Source organism: Sulfitobacter sp. W002 (genome assembly GCF_025142135.1).
Lineage (GTDB): Bacteria > Pseudomonadota > Alphaproteobacteria > Rhodobacterales > Rhodobacteraceae > Sulfitobacter > Sulfitobacter profundi.
Genome location: NZ_CP081126.1, coordinates 947,139 through 964,531 on the forward strand (window position 1 = coordinate 947,139; position 17,393 = coordinate 964,531).

16 protein-coding genes are annotated in these 17,393 nt (G+C 63.1%); 4 read left to right on the forward strand and 12 right to left on the reverse strand.

Annotation, left to right across the window (positions count from 1 at the left end; genetic code table 11):
* Positions 1-26 precede the first annotated feature (26 nt).
* Positions 27-2,576 carry a DUF4175 domain-containing protein gene (locus tag K3758_RS04650; protein WP_259948014.1) on the forward strand — a complete coding sequence of 850 codons (2,550 nt, stop codon included), beginning with the start codon at positions 27-29 and terminating at the stop codon, positions 2,574-2,576.
* A gap of 6 nt (positions 2,577-2,582) precedes the next feature.
* Here the strand turns inward: K3758_RS04650 and K3758_RS04655 are convergent, their stop codons facing one another.
* Positions 2,583-3,656 (reverse strand): zinc-ribbon domain-containing protein, encoded by a 1,074-nt coding sequence (locus K3758_RS04655; RefSeq protein ID WP_259948015.1) that lies wholly within the window; start codon positions 3,654-3,656, stop codon positions 2,583-2,585.
* Positions 3,657-3,818: 162 nt separating this feature from the next.
* Here K3758_RS04655 and K3758_RS04660 point away from each other — a divergent pair, with 162 nt between their 5' ends.
* The 3 genes from K3758_RS04660 to K3758_RS04670 are packed head-to-tail and all read left to right on the forward strand — an operon-like array spanning position 3,819 to position 6,135.
* On the forward strand, positions 3,819-4,496 hold the full coding sequence (locus tag K3758_RS04660; protein ID WP_067942215.1) for a cell division ATP-binding protein FtsE: 678 nt from the start codon (positions 3,819-3,821) through the stop codon (positions 4,494-4,496).
* An 11-nt stretch (positions 4,497-4,507) separates the two neighbouring features.
* Positions 4,508-5,401 (forward strand): ABC transporter permease, encoded by an 894-nt coding sequence (locus tag K3758_RS04665; RefSeq protein ID WP_259949971.1) that lies wholly within the window; start codon positions 4,508-4,510, stop codon positions 5,399-5,401.
* On the forward strand, positions 5,398-6,135 hold the full coding sequence (locus K3758_RS04670) for a 1-acyl-sn-glycerol-3-phosphate acyltransferase (RefSeq protein ID WP_259948017.1): 738 nt from the start codon (positions 5,398-5,400) through the stop codon (positions 6,133-6,135). Before K3758_RS04665 ends, K3758_RS04670 begins: the two co-directional genes overlap by 4 nt.
* Before the next feature lie 359 nt (positions 6,136-6,494).
* Here the strand turns inward: K3758_RS04670 and lpdA are convergent, their stop codons facing one another.
* The 11 genes from lpdA to sucC all read right to left on the reverse strand — a co-directional run bounded on the left by lpdA (position 6,495) and on the right by sucC (position 17,286).
* Entirely contained in the window at positions 6,495-7,883 is a 1,389-nt protein-coding gene (lpdA, locus tag K3758_RS04675) for a dihydrolipoyl dehydrogenase (protein WP_259948023.1), read from the reverse strand.
* Positions 7,884-7,977: 94 nt separating this feature from the next.
* Complete coding sequence (locus tag K3758_RS04680; RefSeq protein ID WP_259948024.1) at positions 7,978-8,373, reverse strand: MAPEG family protein; 396 nt, start codon at positions 8,371-8,373, stop codon at positions 7,978-7,980.
* Positions 8,370-8,633: a hypothetical protein gene (locus tag K3758_RS04685; protein ID WP_259948026.1), complete on the reverse strand. Its 264-nt coding sequence runs from the start codon at positions 8,631-8,633 to the stop codon at positions 8,370-8,372. The genes K3758_RS04680 and K3758_RS04685 overlap by 4 nt, the downstream gene beginning before the upstream one ends.
* 11 nt (positions 8,634-8,644) lie before the next feature.
* The gene (locus K3758_RS04690; RefSeq protein WP_259948028.1) at positions 8,645-9,028 is read right to left on the reverse strand and encodes an MAPEG family protein; all 384 of its coding nucleotides are present in this window, start codon (positions 9,026-9,028) and stop codon (positions 8,645-8,647) included.
* A 79-nt stretch (positions 9,029-9,107) separates the two neighbouring features.
* On the reverse strand, positions 9,108-10,694 hold the full coding sequence (odhB, locus tag K3758_RS04695; protein ID WP_259948029.1) for a 2-oxoglutarate dehydrogenase complex dihydrolipoyllysine-residue succinyltransferase: 1,587 nt from the start codon (positions 10,692-10,694) through the stop codon (positions 9,108-9,110).
* Between the two features lie 4 nt (positions 10,695-10,698).
* On the reverse strand, positions 10,699-13,659 hold the full coding sequence (locus K3758_RS04700) for a 2-oxoglutarate dehydrogenase E1 component (RefSeq protein ID WP_259948030.1): 2,961 nt from the start codon (positions 13,657-13,659) through the stop codon (positions 10,699-10,701).
* 60 nt (positions 13,660-13,719) lie between these two features.
* Positions 13,720-13,854, reverse strand: coding sequence for a hypothetical protein (locus K3758_RS04705; RefSeq protein WP_259948032.1), 135 nt, complete (start codon positions 13,852-13,854; stop codon positions 13,720-13,722).
* A 111-nt stretch (positions 13,855-13,965) separates the two neighbouring features.
* Positions 13,966-14,853: a succinate--CoA ligase subunit alpha gene (gene sucD, locus K3758_RS04710; protein ID WP_067630488.1), complete on the reverse strand. Its 888-nt coding sequence runs from the start codon at positions 14,851-14,853 to the stop codon at positions 13,966-13,968.
* 52 nt (positions 14,854-14,905) lie between these two features.
* Positions 14,906-15,592, reverse strand: coding sequence for a hypothetical protein (locus K3758_RS04715; protein WP_259948033.1), 687 nt, complete (start codon positions 15,590-15,592; stop codon positions 14,906-14,908).
* 73 nt (positions 15,593-15,665) lie between these two features.
* On the reverse strand, positions 15,666-15,959 hold the full coding sequence (locus K3758_RS04720; protein ID WP_259948034.1) for a hypothetical protein: 294 nt from the start codon (positions 15,957-15,959) through the stop codon (positions 15,666-15,668).
* A 133-nt stretch (positions 15,960-16,092) separates the two neighbouring features.
* Positions 16,093-17,286: an ADP-forming succinate--CoA ligase subunit beta gene (sucC, locus tag K3758_RS04725; protein ID WP_067630482.1), complete on the reverse strand. Its 1,194-nt coding sequence runs from the start codon at positions 17,284-17,286 to the stop codon at positions 16,093-16,095.
* Positions 17,287-17,393: the final 107 nt, after the last annotated feature.

Consider the following 17,393-nt stretch of genomic DNA (forward strand, 5'->3'; position numbering starts at 1 on the left):
GCCGCCGGGCCACCGGAGCGTGACGCATGGAAACATCCACTGACAAGACAGACGGGCTGCGCGTATTGCGCGGGCCATTGCGGCTGACTTGGGCGGGGATGCTGGCCGAGACGCTGGTGCAGGCGCTTTGGCCGATGCTGACGCTGCTGCTGGCGGTGCTGGCGCTGCTGATGATGGGGGCGCAGGACAGTCTGGGCGGTGATCTGCTTTGGGGTGTGCTGGCCGCTGTGGGCCTTGGGTTTCTCGGCACATTGGTTTTCGCGCTGCGGCGCTTTCGTATTCCCTCACAGGCCGAGGCCTTGGCGCGGCTGGATGCCAGCCTGCCGGGGCGGCCCATTCGGGCGCTTTTGGACGATCAGGCGATTGGCGCGGGCGACACAGCCTCGGCGGCGGTCTGGCAGGCCCATCAGAAACGTATGGCCGCGCGGGCCGCGCAGGCGCAGCCGGTCAAGGGTGACCTGCGGGTCGCGCAGGCCGATCCCTATGCGCTGCGCTATGTGGCGCTGCTGGCTTTCGTCGTTGCACTGGTCTTCGGCTCGGTCTGGCGGCTGGGTGAGGTGACGCAGCTGACCCCCGGCGGGGCGGGCGGCGCGCTGGCCTCTGGCCCGGTTTGGGAGGGGTGGGCCGAGCCGCCGCGCCATACTGGAAAGCCAACGCTTTATCTGAATGATCTAGAGGCCGGGGCGCTGTCGCTGCCTGCGGGCACGTTGATCACCCTGCGCCTTTACGGAGAGTTGGGCGCGCTGACGGTGCAAGAAACCGTATCGGGCCGCGCGGGGGGCGCGACCTCTGAGCCCGCGCAGGATTTCACCCTGCGCCAAAGCGGCGTGATCAGCATTGAGGGTCCGGGCGCGCGGGCATGGCAGATCACGATGCTGCCCGACGCCGCCCCGCAGATTGAGCGGTTGGGCCCGCCCGAGGTGACTGCCTTGGGCGAGATGAGCCTGCCGTTTGCCGCGCGGGATGATTACGGCGTCGAAGCGGGCGAGGCGCGGATCAGCCTTGATCTGGCCTCTGTCGACCGGCGCTATGGGTTGACCATCGACCCTGACACACGGCCCGAGATCGTCGTGCCGCTGCCCATGCCGATCACCGGTGACCGGCGCGATTTTGAAGAAAGCTTGATCGAGAATTTCTCTAAGCACCCTTGGGCCAATCTGCCGGTATCTCTAGAGCTTTCCGTGCTCGACGCTGCCGAACAGCAAGCCGTGACCGAGGTGAGCCAATTGACCCTGCCGGGGCGGCGCTTTTTCGATCCCGCGGCGGCAGCAGTCATCGAGATGCGCCGCGATCTTTTGTGGTCGCGGGCCAATGCGCCGCGCATCGCGCAGGTGCTTCGCGCTGTGACCTATGCGCCGGGGGAGGATCTGCGCTCGGATGTGACGGTTCTGCGGCTCAAGCAGTTGATCCGCCGTCTGGAAATCCGCGCGCGCTATGGGTTGGACGAAGAGGTCCAGACCGAGATGGCCGAAGACCTCTGGGCGCTGGCGATTGAACTTGAAGAAGGCGTGTTGGCCGATGCGCTGGCGCGGATGCGCCGGGCACAGGATCGGCTGAATGAGGCGATGAAGAACGGCGCGTCGTCGGCAGAGATTGCCGAGCTGATGGAGGAATTGCGCCGCGCCACCGAAGAGTACCTAGAGCAACTCCAGCGCCAACAGGCCCGAGAGGGCGAGGGCGAAGGCCAGCAGCCCCAAGGCGAGTCCATGCAGATGACGCAAGACGATTTGCAACGCATGATGGACCGCATTCAGGAGTTGATGGAGCAAGGCCGCATGGCCGAGGCCGCAGAGGCGCTGCGTCAGTTGCAGGAAATGATGGAGAACATGCGCGTCACCCAAGGCCAGCCCGGCGAGGGCGGCAATTCACCGGGTGAGCAGGCGATGGAAGGGCTCTCGGAAACCCTGCGCGAGCAACAGGGGCTTAGCGATCAGGCCTTCCGCGACCTGCAAGAGCAGTTCAACCCCGGCACCGGGGCGGGCGAGAATGAAGGCAACGAAGGTCGCAATGGTGGTCAGGGCCGCGGTCAGAGCCATGAGGGCCAGCGGGGGCAGGGCGGCCAATCCGGCGAAGAGGGGGCCGAAGAAGGGCTGGCCGGGCGTCAGCAAGCGCTGCGCGACGAGCTGCGCCGTCAGGAAGGCCGTCTGCCGGGGCAAGGCACGCCCGAAGGGGATGCCGCGCGTGATGCACTGGACCGCGCCGGAGAGGCGATGGGCCGCGCCGGAGACGCCCTGCGCCGCGATGAGTTGGCCGAGGCAATCGACAATCAAGCACAGGCCATGGAGGCGCTGCGCGAAGGGATGCGGTCGCTTGGCGATGCGATGGAGCAAGAACAGGGCGAGGGCCAGCCCGGTCAAGGCACTGCCGAAGGCGACCGCCGGGCCGAGGCGCGCGATCCGCTGGGGCGCGAGCAGGGGGGCAATGGGGCGAATAGCTCAGACGCGCCGCTGGCACAGGGGCCAGACGATCAGGGCCGCGCGCGGCGTCTGCTGGACGAAATCCGCCGCCGCTCGGGCGAGGCGGAGCGGCCCGAAGTTGAACGCGATTACCTCAACAGACTTTTGGATCGGTTTTAACCGGGGTCACCCCTGCGATTGGGTCGCCACGGTGTCGAGCCAGACCAGCAGGTCCTGCAACTGCCCATCGAGCCAAATGCGTGCGTCGTCCATCCATGCCACATAGGACGATAGGTAAGGATCGGCCTGCGGCAAGGATTGCGCAATCTGCGGCGCGTAGACATAGACTGCCGCCAAGATGGCCGCCAAGGCGATCATCACGGTGAAGCCGCGCATGAACCCGCCCGATTTGCGCGGTTTTTCAGGGCGGTCGAGCGCGGCGGTGGGCGTTGGCCCCGCCTGCTGGCCCTGCGTGCGGTCGTGGCGCAGGGTGGAGTTGATCTCTTCGATATCGGGCAGCAGATCCCGGCGCGACGCGCTGCCGTAGGCGTCATTCTCGCTTTCGGGAACCGGCTCTCCGCGCATTTTGGCCATGCGCAGACGGGCTTCATGGGCGCGGCGGGCGTCTTCGTCCTCGGGCACTTGGTCATCTTCGGCGATGTCGGGACGGGGGGCTTGTTTTGGCGCGGGACGGGGCGCGTCGTCAAGACCGAGGTCCGGCTGGCTTTCCAACGGCTCTGACGGACGGCGACGGCGGGCTTCCTGCTCCGCCGCGGCCTCCTGACGCAGGATTTCCGCGATGGCAGGGTCGAGCGAGCGTCTGACGGGCGCGGCGGCGGGGGCCGGGCGCGCGTTTTCCTCCTCCGGCGCGAAGGCAGCGTTTTCGAAGGCGTCGGTATCAGAAGCGTCGTTTTCGAAGTCGCCCTCTTCAAATGCCCCCTTTTCAAATCCGTCGTCTTCGAAGTCCTCGTCTTCGTAATCCTCATAATCCTCATCCCCGAAGGGCTGGAGATCAGGCAGGCTATTGGCTGCGGACTGCTCTTCGCCGGTTTCATCCGACGCGCGTTGCTTCATATGCATCACGTCGTCATCGAAATCCGGGTCGTCGAATTCACTGTCGTCCTCTTCGGGCGCATTGTCGGGATGAAGCTGAAACCACGTCTGCCCGCAGTTGGAACATTGCACGTCACGCCCTGCCACCGGCATCACCTCATCGGGGACTTCGTATTGCGCGTCGCAGTTGGGGCAGATCAGCCGCATGGTCATTCCTGGGTTCGTTCGGTGCTCTCGGATCGTAACGGACAGCATATGTCCTAGAATAACGTAGGAAAAGTGATATCTGGGCAGGGTGCGGGGGTTCTGAGTGATTGAATCCTTTCCGGTGCTGAGGCACAACAGGTCGAAGTGTTTTAAGGTGGTTGCGTGATAGAGCTCGAAAATGTGGCCTACAGCTATGGCGGGGGCGAATTGCTGTCCGACATCACGCTGAAACTCGCCCCCGGATCGTTTCATTTCCTCACCGGCCCCTCGGGCGCGGGCAAGACCACCTTGATGAAGCTCTGCTACGGGGCCTTGCTGCCCACGGCGGGGCATCTGCGGATTTTTGGCACCGATGTGCGCGGACTGGGCCGCGACGACATCGCGCTGATGCGCCGCCGGGTTGGCGTGGTGCATCAGGACGTGAAATTCCTCGACCACCTGCCGTTGACCGAGAATATCGCCCTGCCGCTGAATGTCTCGGGCCGTCAGGCCGAGGCGGGGGGCACCGATCTAGAAGAACTGATGTCTTGGGTCGGCCTTACCAACCGGGCCGACGCCCTGCCGCCCGAGCTTTCGGGTGGGGAGCGGCAGCGGGCCGCACTGGCGCGTGCGGTGATCATGTCGCCCGATGTGATCTTGGCGGATGAGCCGACGGGGAACATCGATTGGGAGATGTCGCAACGGCTGCTGCGCCTGTTGATCGAGTTGAACCGCATGGGCAAGACCGTGTTGATCGCCACCCATGATCTGGGCCTGATCCGCGCCACCAAGGCGCATGTGCAGGCCCGCGTGCTGCGCATCGCCAACCGGCGCATTCAACTGGCGGGGGCGGATTTGTGAAGCGGTTCGACATGGGCGCCCTGCGCGCGATTTTCAAAGGCGACAGGCAAGCGGACCGCGTGGTGCCGCCCTCGGGTTTCACGGCGCAGCTCACCTTGTTTGCCGCCGGGGCGATGGCCTTTCTCGCGGTATTTGCCTTGGCGCTGTCGCTTGCTTCGGGCCGGTTGGCGCAGGTCTGGGGGCAGGAATTGGCGCAGTCGGCGACGGTGCGCATCGTCGCGCCATTGGACCAACGTGCGGCCCAGACCGAGGCGGCGCTGAAGGTGTTGCAGACGACCAAGGGCGTGGCCTCGGCCCGCGCGCTGACGGATGCCGAACAGGAAGAACTGCTTGCCCCATGGTTTGGCCCGGAACTGGCGATGGAGAGCTTGCCGGTGCCACGGTTGATCGAAGTGGTTGAGGAAGGCGAGGGGCTAGACCCGGTGGGCCTGCGCCTGCGTCTCTCTGCCGAAGTGCCCGGAGCCGTGCTGGATGACCACAGCCGCTGGCGCGCGCCGTTGGTTGCGGCGGCAAGCCGGTTGCGCCTGTTGGGCTGGATTTCGACCCTGCTGATCGGGGCTGCGGTGGCGGCCATGGTGACGCTGGCCGCGCAGGCGGCCCTTGCGGCGAATGCGCAGGTGATCGCGGTGCTGCGGCTGGTGGGGGCGACCGATGACTATATCGCCCGAGCCTTCATTCGGCGCTTTACCCTGCGCGCGCTTTTGGGTGCGGCGGCGGGCACGGTGCTTGGCATGGTGGCGGTCGTTCTGTTGCCCGATGCCGGCGAGGCGGGCGGCTTTTTGACCGGCTTGGGCTTTCGCGGCTGGCACTGGGTGGTGCCGCTTCTGGTGCCGATCTTGGTCGGAGCGGTGGCCTTTGCCGCCACCGGGGCTGCGGCCCGGCGTACGTTGAGGGAACTGACATGAAGCTGCTGCAATGGGTCCGGTCGATCCTCTATATCGTGCAGGTGACCGTGGCGATGCCGGTGCTCGGGTTGGCCTTTGCGCCTTGGGCGATGTTTTCGAAACGCGGGGCCTATCGGGCCTGTAAGACCTATGCCGCTTGGGCCATGTGGTCGGCCCGCTGGCTGATCGGGCTGCGCTGCGAGGTGCGTGGCACGGTACCGGATGGTGAAGTTTTGGTGGCCGCAAAACACCAATCGTTTTTGGATATCTTGATGATCTTTCACGCTCTGCCGCGTGCAAAATTCATTATGAAACGCGAGGTGCTTTGGACCCCGGTGATTGGCCAATACGCCAAACGGATGGGCATGATTGCCGTCAACCGTGGCAAGCGCGGGCAGGCGATTACCAAGATGATGGCCGACGTGAACGCCGGTCGGGTCGAGCCGGGGCAGTTGGTGATCTATTCCCAAGGCACCCGCGTGGCACCGGGCCTCAGCGCGCCCTACAAGGTCGGCACGGCGGTGCTTTACGACCAGATGGGGCAGGTTTGCGTGCCGGTAGCGACCAATGCGGGCCACTTCTGGCCACGCAGGGGGCTGTACCGCAAACCGGGTTTGGCGGTGGTCGAGTTTCTTGAGCCGATTGAGCCGGGGCTGGAAAAGCGAAGCTTTATGGCGCGGTTGGAGGAAGAGGTCGAGAGCCGTTCGAACGCCTTGCTGCATGAAGCTGGGTGGCGTCCTGTGGAGGCCGGGTAGTTCCGATCAACCGGCGGTCCCTTTTAAAGCGAAATCCTATCAAAATGTGCCACCCCGCGGGTCGGCGCTGCCCTTCGTGTTTTTAAGCTACGCCGAAGCGCCCGCTGAAGCAACGGCTTCACGGGGTTCGATCTTCGGTCTCTGGAAGCCGTTAAAGTGGCGGCGCCGCCTTGGGGAGGTGGAAAGAGCAGGCGTCACCCTGAATGTCTCTACGTATCGACATGACCCGCGAAGGGCCTCGTCTTCCGTGTGTGTCGCGACGGGGGAGGTTGTAGAGCAGGGGTGTTAACGCCTGATGCGCTCGCCGCGCGCACCCCGCGCAACGAAAAAGGGCGGACCCATGGCCCGCCCCCTCGGTCTTACATGTGGATCGGCCCATCGCCGCAGGCCAGTGCGGCTTCGCGCACGGCTTCGGAGTAGGTCGGGTGCGCGTGGCAGGTCATCGCCAAATCCTGCGCCGAGGCGCCGAATTCCATCGCCACGCAAACCTCGTGGATCAGGTCGCCCGCGCCGGGGCCGATGATGTGACAGCCGAGGATGCGGTCGGTTTCCTTGTCCGCGATCAGCTTGACGAAACCGTCACCGGCAAAGACCGCCTTGGCCCGCGCGTTGCCCATGAAGGAGAACTTGCCGACCTTGTAGGCCCGGCCCGCATCCTTGAGCGTTGCCTCGGTTTCGCCGACGCTGGCGACCTCGGGGTGGGTGTAGATCACGCCGGGGATCACGCCGTAGTTCACGTGGCCATGTTTGCCCGCGATCACCTCGGCGGCGGCCATGCCCTCGTCCTCGGCTTTGTGCGCCAGCATCGGGCCTTCGATCACGTCGCCGATGGCATAGACGCCTTTGACGGAGGTTTCCCAATGCTCATTCACGGCGATCTGACCACGCTCGGTCATCTTGATCCCGAGATCGTCCAGACCCATGCCTTTGATAACGGGCTTGCGGCCTGTGGCGACGAGCACGGTGTCGGCCTCGATCTCATGTTCGCTGTCGTCTTTGCGCAGCATGTAGCTGACCGTGGCCTTGCCCTTGGCGACTTCGGTCTTTTGCACGGCGGCGCCCATGACGAAGTTGATGCCCTGCTTTTTCAGCATCCGCTGGAAGGTTTTCTGCACCTCGGGGTCCATGCCCGGAGTGATTGCATCAAGGAATTCAACGACGGTAATCTCGGTTCCCAGACGCGCGTAGACGCTGCCCAGTTCCAGCCCGATGACGCCCGCGCCGATCACGACCATCTTCTTGGGAATTTTGCCCAGTTCCAGCGCGCCGGTGGAGGTCACGACGGTTTTCTCGTCGACTTCGACGCCCGGCAGGGAGGCCGCTTCGGAGCCGGAAGCAATGATGATGTTCTTGGCCTCATGGACCTCATCACCGACCTTGACCTTGCCCGCCTCGGGGATCGAACCCCAACCTTTGAGCCAGTCGATCTTGTTCTTTTTGAACAGGAATTCGATGCCCTTGGTGTTGGTTTCGATGGTCTTGTCTTTGTAGGTCAGCATCTGCTTCCAATCGACGGTCGGCGCTTTGGCCTTCAGACCCATCTCTTCGAAGTTATGCTCGGCCTCATGCAGCATATGCGTGGCGTGTAGCAGCGCCTTGGAGGGGATGCAGCCCACGTTGAGGCAGGTGCCGCCGAGGGTCTCACGGCCCTCCACACAGGCGGTTTTCAGGCCCAGTTGCGCGCAACGGATGGCGGCGACATAGCCGCCGGGGCCGGAGCCGATCACGATGACATCATAGCTCGACATGGGGGGGTCTCCTTAGCAGTCGGGTGTTACAGGCAAGGTAGGAGGCGCGGTTTTCAGGTGCAAGCGCCGCTGCCTGCGGGTGTGGGGGAAAGGGTTAAATAAGGGCCGCCAGCAGCATCAACATGGTCGCGGCAAAACCGATGACCCAGATGAGCGACCGATGCGGGCGCAGGCCGAGCGCATAGGCGGGAACGTAGAGCACGCGCGCGATCAGATAGACCCAAGCGCAGGCGGCGGTAAAGGCGGTGTTCTGCGCTGACATCTGCACCACGCCCACGGCAATGCCGAAAAGGATCAGCCCCTCGAAATGGTTATCAAGCGCGCGGCCCAGACGGGCGGTGCGGTCTGACAGCTTGCGGCTGGGCTCACGGTCCCGCGCCGACATGGTGTAGCCGGGGCCAATCTCGCGGTTGGCGGGGACGGCGTAGAGCACGAATTGCAGCCCTTGCAGCAGGGCCGCAAGGGTCAGGACGGTGAGTTCGGCGCTCATGCGGATTTCACGAAATAGGCGGTGGAGCCGGTCACGGTGCCCTTGTCATCGCTACTGAGGGCGTTGGAGCGCTTGAGCCAGTCGTCGGCTTTCTTGCGGTCGTTCACATCAAGCAGGACGGAAGCCTTGGTGCTGCTGTCGGCGTGTTTCCAGATTTGCAGCACCGAAAGCCCTGCGTTCCGCCGCGCCTCGGCATCGGAGTCAAAGGCGTCTTTCCAAGCGGTGTAATCGGTAACGTCGAAGTGGCAGATCATCTGCATGGGAGTGCCTTTCAGAGCGCGTGGAAATAGAGAACGGCGGTGGCGGCATAGCCCGCGAGCCATGCCAGCGTGCGGATCGTCGGCACGCCAAGGGCGTAGACGATGACGTAGATGATGCGTGCGAGCAGGAAGACCTGCGCGGCCAGCAGCGTGGCGCTGTTGTTGCGGCCCAGCATCTCGATCAGCAGCACGGCAGGCGCGAAAAGCGCCATGGCGACGACGGAGTTATCAACCGCGCGGCCTAGACGGGCGGTCATGCCGATGGTGGTGCGCGTCTCGTCGCGCGAGGACATCAGGTAGCCCATCGACAACTGCCGGGTCGCGCCCAGCACTTGCAGCAGGATTGTCAGCATGACCAGAAGGCCATAGGCGGCGAGGAGGGTTGTTTCGGTCATGGTCTGTGTCCTTTCACATTGTGGGAAAATCCACGGGTCCACAGGTAGATAGGGCGGGGGTCGCCCCCCGCCCATAGTATCACAGATCCATCAACAGACGGCGGGGATCTTCGAGCATCTCTTTGACGCGGACGAGGAAGGTCACAGCGCCTTTGCCGTCGATGATCCGGTGGTCGTAGCTGAGCGAGATATACATCATCGGACGGATCACGACTTCGCCGTTGATCGCCATCGGGCGGTCCTGAATTTTCGCCATGCCGAGGATACCGGACTGTGGCGGGTTCAGGATCGGTGCGGTCATCAGCGAGCCGTAGACGCCACCGTTGGAGATGGTGAAGGTGCCGCCGGTCATGTCGGCCATGGTCAGCTTGCCGTCACGGGCCTTTTTGCCCATGGCGTTCACGGCCTTTTCGATCTCGGCAAAGGACATCGCGTCGGCGTCTTTGATCACCGGCACCACAAGACCCGTGGGCGTGCCTGCGGCGACACCCATGTGGACGTAGTTCTTGTAGATGATGTCGGTGCCGTCGATCTCGGCGTTGACCTCGGGGATTTCCTTCAGCGCGTGGCAGCAGGCCTTGGTGAAGAAGGACATGAAGCCCATGCGGACGCCATGTTTCTTTTCGAAATCAGCCTTGTAGGTGTTCCTCAGCGCCATCACCTCGGTCATGTCGACCTCGTTGAAGGTGGTCAGGATCGCGGCAGTGTTCTGGGCTTCCTTGAGACGACGCGCCATGGTCTGCTTGAGGCGGGTCATCTTGACCCGCTCTTCGCGCGACGCATCGTCAGGGGCGGAAGCGGGGCGCGGTGCGGCGGGTTTGGCCTCGGCTTTGGGCGCGGCGGAGGTGCCAGCGGCGATCGCTTTGGCCACATCTTCCTTCATCACCCGGCCATCGCGGCCAGAGCCTGTGACCTGATCGCGGCTGATGCCAGCTTCGGCCATGGCTTTCTTGGCCGAAGGTGCGTCTTCGACATCTTTGCCATCGGCGGATTTAGTCTCGGGCGCGGCACCGGCACCGGATTTCGCGTCTTCGCCCTTGGGGGCGGCAGCGCCCGCGCCGGTGGTCAGAACGGCCAGCGTGGCTGAGGCTTCAACCGTGCTGCCTTCTTCGGCAAAGATTTCGGCCAAGACACCAGCGGCGGGGGCGGGGACTTCGACGCTGACTTTGTCGGTCTCCAACTCGCAGAGCATCTCATCGGCTTCGACCTTGTCGCCGACCTTTTTGAACCAAGTGCTTACGGTCGCTTCGGTCACCGACTCACCCAAGGTGGGCACCTGCACGTCGATGCTTTCGCCTTCGCGGGCGGCGACTTCGGTGGCGCCTGCGTCGATGGCTTTGGGCGCATCGCCGCCACGGTCGGACTGGGAGGCGGCACCGGGGTCTTCGGCGGCTTCTTTGGCTTTGGGCGCTGCGGCAGAGCCACTGTCGCTTTCGCTGACGTTGGCCAGCAGGGCGTCGACGCCGACGGTGTCACCCTCTTGAGCAACAATCTCGCTCAGGGTGCCAGCTACGGGGCTGGGCACTTCGACGGTGACCTTGTCGGTTTCCAGCTCGCAGAGCATTTCATCCACCGCGACGGTATCGCCGGGCTTTTTGAACCATGTGGCAACGGTGGCTTCGGTGACGGATTCGCCCAGCGTGGGTACGCGTACTTCGCTTGTCATGGTCTTAGGTTCCTTTGATGGTCAGCGCCTCGTCGACGAGGGCGGCTTGTTGTGCTTTGTGCTGGCTGGCCAGACCCGTCGCGGGCGAGGCCGAAGTGGCGCGGCCCACATAGGAGGCGCGGCCATGTTTCGCGTCGATGCGGCCCAGAACCCATTCGATGTTGGGCTCGATAAAGGACCAGGCACCTTGGTTCTTGGGCTCTTCCTGACACCAGATCATCTCGGCCCCTTTGAACCGCTCCAACTCTCTGACCGCGGATTGCGCGGGGAAGGGGTAGAACTGTTCGAAACGCAGGATGTAGACATCGTCGATGCCGCGGGCGTCACGCTCTTCCAGCAGGTCGTAATAGACCTTGCCCGAACACATCACCACGCGCTTGATCTTGTCATCTGCCACCAGTTTGGTGTCGGAATTGCCTTTCTCGGCGTCATCCCAGAGCACCCGGTGGAAGCTGGAGCCGGTGGTGAAATCCTCGGCCTTGCTGACGGCCAGCTTGTGGCGCAGAAGTGACTTGGGGGTCATCAACATCAGCGGCTTGCGGTAGCTGCGGTGCAGCTGACGGCGCAGGATGTGGAAGTAGTTGGCGGGCGTGGTGCAGTTCGCCACGATCCAGTTGTCGCCGCCGCACATGGTCAGGAAACGCTCCAGACGTGCAGAGGAGTGCTCAGGCCCCTGACCCTCATAGCCATGCGGCATCAGGCAAACGAGGCCCGACATGCGCAGCCATTTGCTTTCACCTGACGAGATGAACTGGTCAAACATGATCTGCGCGCCGTTGGCGAAGTCACCGAATTGCGCCTCCCAGAGCGTCAGCGCATTCGGCTCGGCCAGCGAGTAGCCATATTCAAAGCCCAGCACCGCGTATTCGCTGAGCATCGAGTCGATGACCTCATACTCGGCCTGACCTTCGCGGATGTGGTTCAGCGGATAGTAGCGGTCTTCGTTGTCTTGGTTCACGAAGGCGGAGTGACGCTGGCTGAAGGTGCCGCGCGTGCTGTCCTGCCCCGAGAGGCGCACTTTGTAGCCCTCGGTTAGCAGAGAGCCAAAGGCCATTGCCTCAGCCGTTGCCCAGTCAAAGCCCTCACCGCTTTCGAACATCTGCTTTTTCGCTTCGAGGAGACGCCCGATGGTCTTGTGCAGCGGGAATTTGTCCGGCGCGGTGGTGATCGCCTTGCCGACGTCTTGCAGTGTTTCAGGCGCGATGGCGGTTTTGCCGCGCTGGTAGGACTTGTTCTTTTTGTCCATGCCGGACCACTTGCCGTCCAGCCAGTCGGCCTTGTTCGGGCGGTAGTCCTTGCCGGCCTCGAACTCATCTCCCAGATGGTTCTGGAAAGCGGTCTTCATGTCTTCGATCTCACCCTCGGGGATCAGACCGTCGGCCACCAGACGTTGGGTATAAAGGCTCAGCGTGGTTTTCTGTTTCTTGACGCTCTTGTACATCACCGGGTTGGTGAACATCGGCTCGTCGCCTTCGTTGTGACCAAAGCGGCGGTAGCAGAAGATGTCGATGACCACGTCTTTGTGGAACTTCTGGCGGAATTCTGTCGCCACGCGGGCGGCGTGCACGACCGCTTCGGGGTCATCGCCGTTGACGTGGAAGATCGGCGCCTCAACCACCAGCGCGTTGTCAGTAGGATAGGGCGAAGAGCGCGAGAAATGCGGCGCGGTGGTGAAGCCGATTTGGTTGTTCACCACGATATGCATAGTGCCGCCAGTCTTGTGCCCCTTAAGGCCCGAAAGCGCGAAACATTCCGCCACGACGCCTTGACCAGCAAATGCCGCATCGCCGTGCAGCAGAATTGGCATTACCGCCGTGCGATCTTTGTCGTTCAACTGGTCCTGCTTGGCGCGGACCTTGCCCAGCACGACGGGGTTCACCGCCTCAAGGTGCGAGGGGTTGGCGGTCAGCGACAGGTGAACGGAATTGCCGTCAAACTCACGGTCCGAGGAGGCGCCGAGGTGGTATTTCACATCGCCCGAGCCATCCACATCGTCAGGTTTGAAGCTGCCGCCTTGGAACTCGTTAAAGATCGCGCGGTAGGGTTTCTGCATGACATTGGCGAGGACCGAAAGGCGGCCTCGGTGCGGCATGCCGATGACGATGTCCTTGACGCCCAACTGGCCGCCGCGCTTGATGATCTGCTCCATCGCCGGAACAAGGCTTTCGCCGCCATCAAGGCCAAAGCGCTTGGTGCCCATGTATTTGACGTGGAGGAACTTCTCAAAGCCTTCGGCTTCGACCAGTTTGCTCAGGATCGCCTTGCGGCCTTCCTTGGTAAAAGCGATTTCCTTGCCGTAGCCCTCGATCCGCTCTTTCAACCAACCGGCCTGCTCGGGGTCGGAAATATGCATGTATTGCAGCGCGAAAGTGCCACAGTAGGTCGAGCGGACGATGCCGACGATCTGCTTCATTGTCGCGACTTCGAGGCCCAGCACGTTGTCGATAAAGATCGGGCGGTCCATGTCGGCATCGGTGAAACCGTAGGATTTCGGGTCAAGCTCGGGCTGGTTGCCCATGTCGCGCATGCCCAAGGGGTCGAGTTGCGCGGCGAGGTGCCCACGGATGCGGTAGGCGCGGATCAGCATGAGCGCGCGGATGCTGTCGAGCACGGCGGCGCGGATTTGGTCATCCGAGACCGCAACGCCCTTTTCCTCGGCCTTCTTCTTGATCTTGTCGCCAGCGGCTTTCGCCTCGGTCGGTTCGGGCCAGACGCCGGTCAGCGCGCCCATCACCTCGCTTTGGGGGGCGGGGGGCCAATCAGGCCGCGCCCAAGAGGGGCCTGCGGCCTCGGCCTGTGCGGTTTCGGCGTCATCGCCCATCGCCGCAAAAAACGTCTGCCATGCCTCGTCGACCGTGTTGGGGTCGTTGGCATAGCGGGCGTACATCGCCTCAAGATATTCCGCGTTTTCGCCTTCCATGAAGGAAGAGGCGTGGAACTGTTCGTTGGCGGGTTGGTCGGTCATTGGGTCACCTTTGTTCGGCGGGGCAGACGGGACAGGGTCAGAATCAGGGTCGGTCTATAGTCAGGCCCGGGGCGGGGGGCCATAGGTATCGAGGGCGGGGTCGCGAGGGCCAGCCAAGGCCGCCGGTTCGGGCGTTTGCCCAAGGGCCAGCGCCACGCGGGGGCGGGAGGCAGTGAGCGCGGTCTGAATGTGCATCTTACCCTCCTTCGCAAGCGGGCGGCGCCGGGTGGTTCTATTCAAGACCCCGCAAAACGTAGTGCTTTGCAGAGTGGGTCAATGGGCGGGCCAAGGCCCGCCCGGCGGGCATCAGCCCTTGTCGATCGCTTCTTTGACCGCTTCGCCCAGTGTCGCGGGGCTGTCGGCCACAACGATACCGGCTTCTTTCATCGCTTCGATCTTGCTCTCCGCGTCGCCTTTGCCACCGGCGACAATCGCGCCTGCGTGGCCCATGCGGCGGCCGGGAGGGGCCGTGCGGCCCGCGATGAAGCCAGCGGTGGGCTTCCAACGGCCTTTTTTCTTCTCATCGGCAAGGAACTGTGCCGCTTCTTCTTCGGCGGAGCCGCCGATTTCGCCGATCATGATGATCGACTGGGTCTCGGGGTCGGCAAGGAACATTTCCAGCACGTCGATATGCTCGGTCCCTTTGATGGGGTCGCCGCCGATGCCCACGGCAGAGGATTGGCCAAGGCCCATGTCGGTGGTCTGCTTGACCGCCTCATAGGTCAGCGTGCCCGAGCGCGAGACAACGCCGACGGAGCCGCGGCGGTGGATGTGGCCCGGCATGATGCCGATTTTACAGGCGTCAGGCGTGATCACACCAGGGCAGTTGGGGCCGATCAGGCGCGACTTGGAGCCTTCGAGCGCGCGGGCAACGCGGGCCATGTCCAGAACCGGGATGCCTTCGGTGATGCAGACGATCAGTTCCATCTCGGCGTCGATCGCCTCGAGGATCGAATCTGCCGCGAAGGGGGGCGGGACGTAGATCACGGAGGCATTCGCCTCGGTCACATGCTTGGCTTCGTGCACGGAGTTAAACACGGGCAGGTCGAGATGCGTTTGACCGCCTTTGCCCGGGGTCACGCCGCCGACCATCTTGGTGCCATAGGCGATGGCCTGTTCGGTGTGGAACGTCCCCTGCGAGCCGGTCAGACCCTGACAGATGACTTTGGTGTTTTCGTTGACTAGTACGGCCATGATTTCTTCCTTGGTCGGTGATGTTTAATCCCGGGGGCGGGCCCCGGGGGCGTCAGGCGCGATGCGCCCGGTTGGTGGGATGCGCCGTGGCAAGCGCAGGGCCGGGCCACAGCAGGATGGCGGCGAGGAACATGACCGGGATGCCAAGCTCCCCGATCTCCTCGACGACGAAAGCGGTGCGTTCGGCATCGGCGGAAATCTCGATCCCCAAGGGGGCGAGTTTGCGCGCGATGCCGTCGAGCAGTTTGTAAGCGACGGTGAAACCGATCCCCAGCAGGACGGCCCCGGCCCATGCACGGCCGTGCCAGAGGGCCGAGAGATAGGGCCGAGCGTGACGCCAGAGCATGAGGAAAATCGCGGTGACGATCAGCGCAAGGATCAGGGCGGCGATCAGCCGTTCGGCCAGCGGGACGCCCTCACCAGTATATTGCCGGGCTTTGAACAGACCGCGGGTGAAGAGGCTTTTGTCGAGGTCCAATTCACGCGCCGCCATGACCGCCAGCACCAGCGGCAGATACCAGACCCGCAGCACAGCGCCGCGCAGTGTCCAGACCAGCGCCACAATGCAGAGGAGGTAGCCCACGACCGAAAGGTTTTCGTAAAAACCGCCTTCGGCCAGCAGGGTGGTTTGCGTGGCGACCGGGAGGGCGTTCACGACCACCATCTGCACGGCAAAAGCCACGATAAGGGCGAGGATCACCCACCAGCCGGTGCGAGAAGAAGAGAGCGCCCGCGTCATAGGTCCGCCTTTTGCGCAGCGCGGTCGCGCTTGGCCGCTTGGGGCATAAGGGGAGCGGACGACAGGACAGGCATCAGTAAAGCTGTTCATCTTGATCAGCCAGCAGATCCAGCAGTCGCAGGGTCAGCAGACCCGCGCCCATGATCATTAGGCTGCGGCCAATGGAGCCGGTGAGGTTTGACGGCAGGATCATCGCCAGCCCGTCACGGGATTTCCGCGCGGCACGGCGCAATCCGCGGTCGTGGCGACGGTGGTTGACCGGTTCGGGCAGGCGCAGGGCGCCGGGTTGCCATTGCCGGATCAGAATGCCTGCCCCCAATAGCGCAATGCCCGTCAAAACGGGGGAGGATTTGGGAGAGTGATCCATACTGACCTCATTGCGTGATCGGGTGGGCGCGGCGCGGTGTCGTCGCATCTGCCCCCGCCGCCATGGGGCGGCGGGAACGGTGATATCGGCCATGCCCGCGGGCGCGAAGCCCTGCGGGATTGGCCAAAAAGGCTTAGCCTTTGACCGCTTTCACGATCTTCTGCGCGCCATCTTTCAGGTCGTCGGCGGCGATGACATCAAGACCGGAGTTGTTGATGATCGCTTTGCCTTCTTCGACGTTGGTGCCTTCGAGACGGACAACCAGCGGCACTTTCAGACCGACTTCTTTCACCGCAGCGACAACGCCCTCGGCGATGACGTCACAGCGCATGATGCCGCCGAAGATGTTGACCAAGATGCCTTTGACGTTTTCGTCGGAGGTGATGATCTTGAAAGCTTCGGTGACTTTCTCTTTGGTCGCACCGCCGCCCACGTCGAGGAAGTTGGCAGGCTCGGCACCGTAGAGTTTGATGATGTCCATCGTCGCCATCGCAAGGCCCGCACCGTTCACCATGCAGCCGATCTCACCGTCGAGCGCGATGTAGTTCAGGTCATACTTGGAGGCTTCGAGTTCCTTGGAATCTTCCTCGGTCTCGTCGCGCAGGTTGGCGATGTCGGGCTGGCGATACATGGCGTTGCCGTCAAAGCCGACTTTCGCGTCGAGCACTTTCAGGTCGTTGCCGGGCATGACGATCAGCGGGTTGATCTCAAGCATCTCCATGTCTTTGTCGACGAAGGCTTGGTAAAGCTGACCCATCAGTTTGACGCACTGCTTGACTGCCGTGCCTTCAAGGCCCAGCGAAAAGGCAACGCGGCGGCCGTGGTAGGGCTGGTAGCCGGTGGCCGGATCGACAGAGAAGCTGAGGATTTTTTCGGGTGTCGCTTCGGCGACCTCTTCGATGTCCATGCCGCCTTCGGTAGAGCAGACAAAGGAGATGCGGCTGGTCTGGCGGTCAACCAGCAGGGCGAGGTACAATTCGCGCTCAATGTCAGAACCGTCTTCGATATAGATGCGGTTGACCTGCTTGCCTGCGGGGCCGGTCTGGTGCGTGACCAGCGTTTTGCCCAGCATCTTTTTGGCTTCTTCAGCGGCTTCTTCCACGGATTTGGCAAGGCGCACACCGCCCTTTTCGCCAGCGGCGGCTTCTTTGAAGCTGCCTTTGCCGCGACCGCCTGCGTGGATCTGCGCTTTGACAACCCAAAGCGGTCCGTCCATTTCGCCGGCTGCGTTCTTGGCATCTTCTGCCTTCAGCACAACGCGGCCGTCGGAGACAGGGGCGCCATAGCTGCGCAGGAGGGCTTTTGCCTGATATTCGTGGATGTTCATGAAAACGGTCCCGTTTCTGTTCCAGTTGCCCCGTAGTATGGGGATGACTTTCGTTCCTGTAAGGGTTTTTTCGGAGAAAGCCGGGATTGACCAGCTAAAAATGCGTT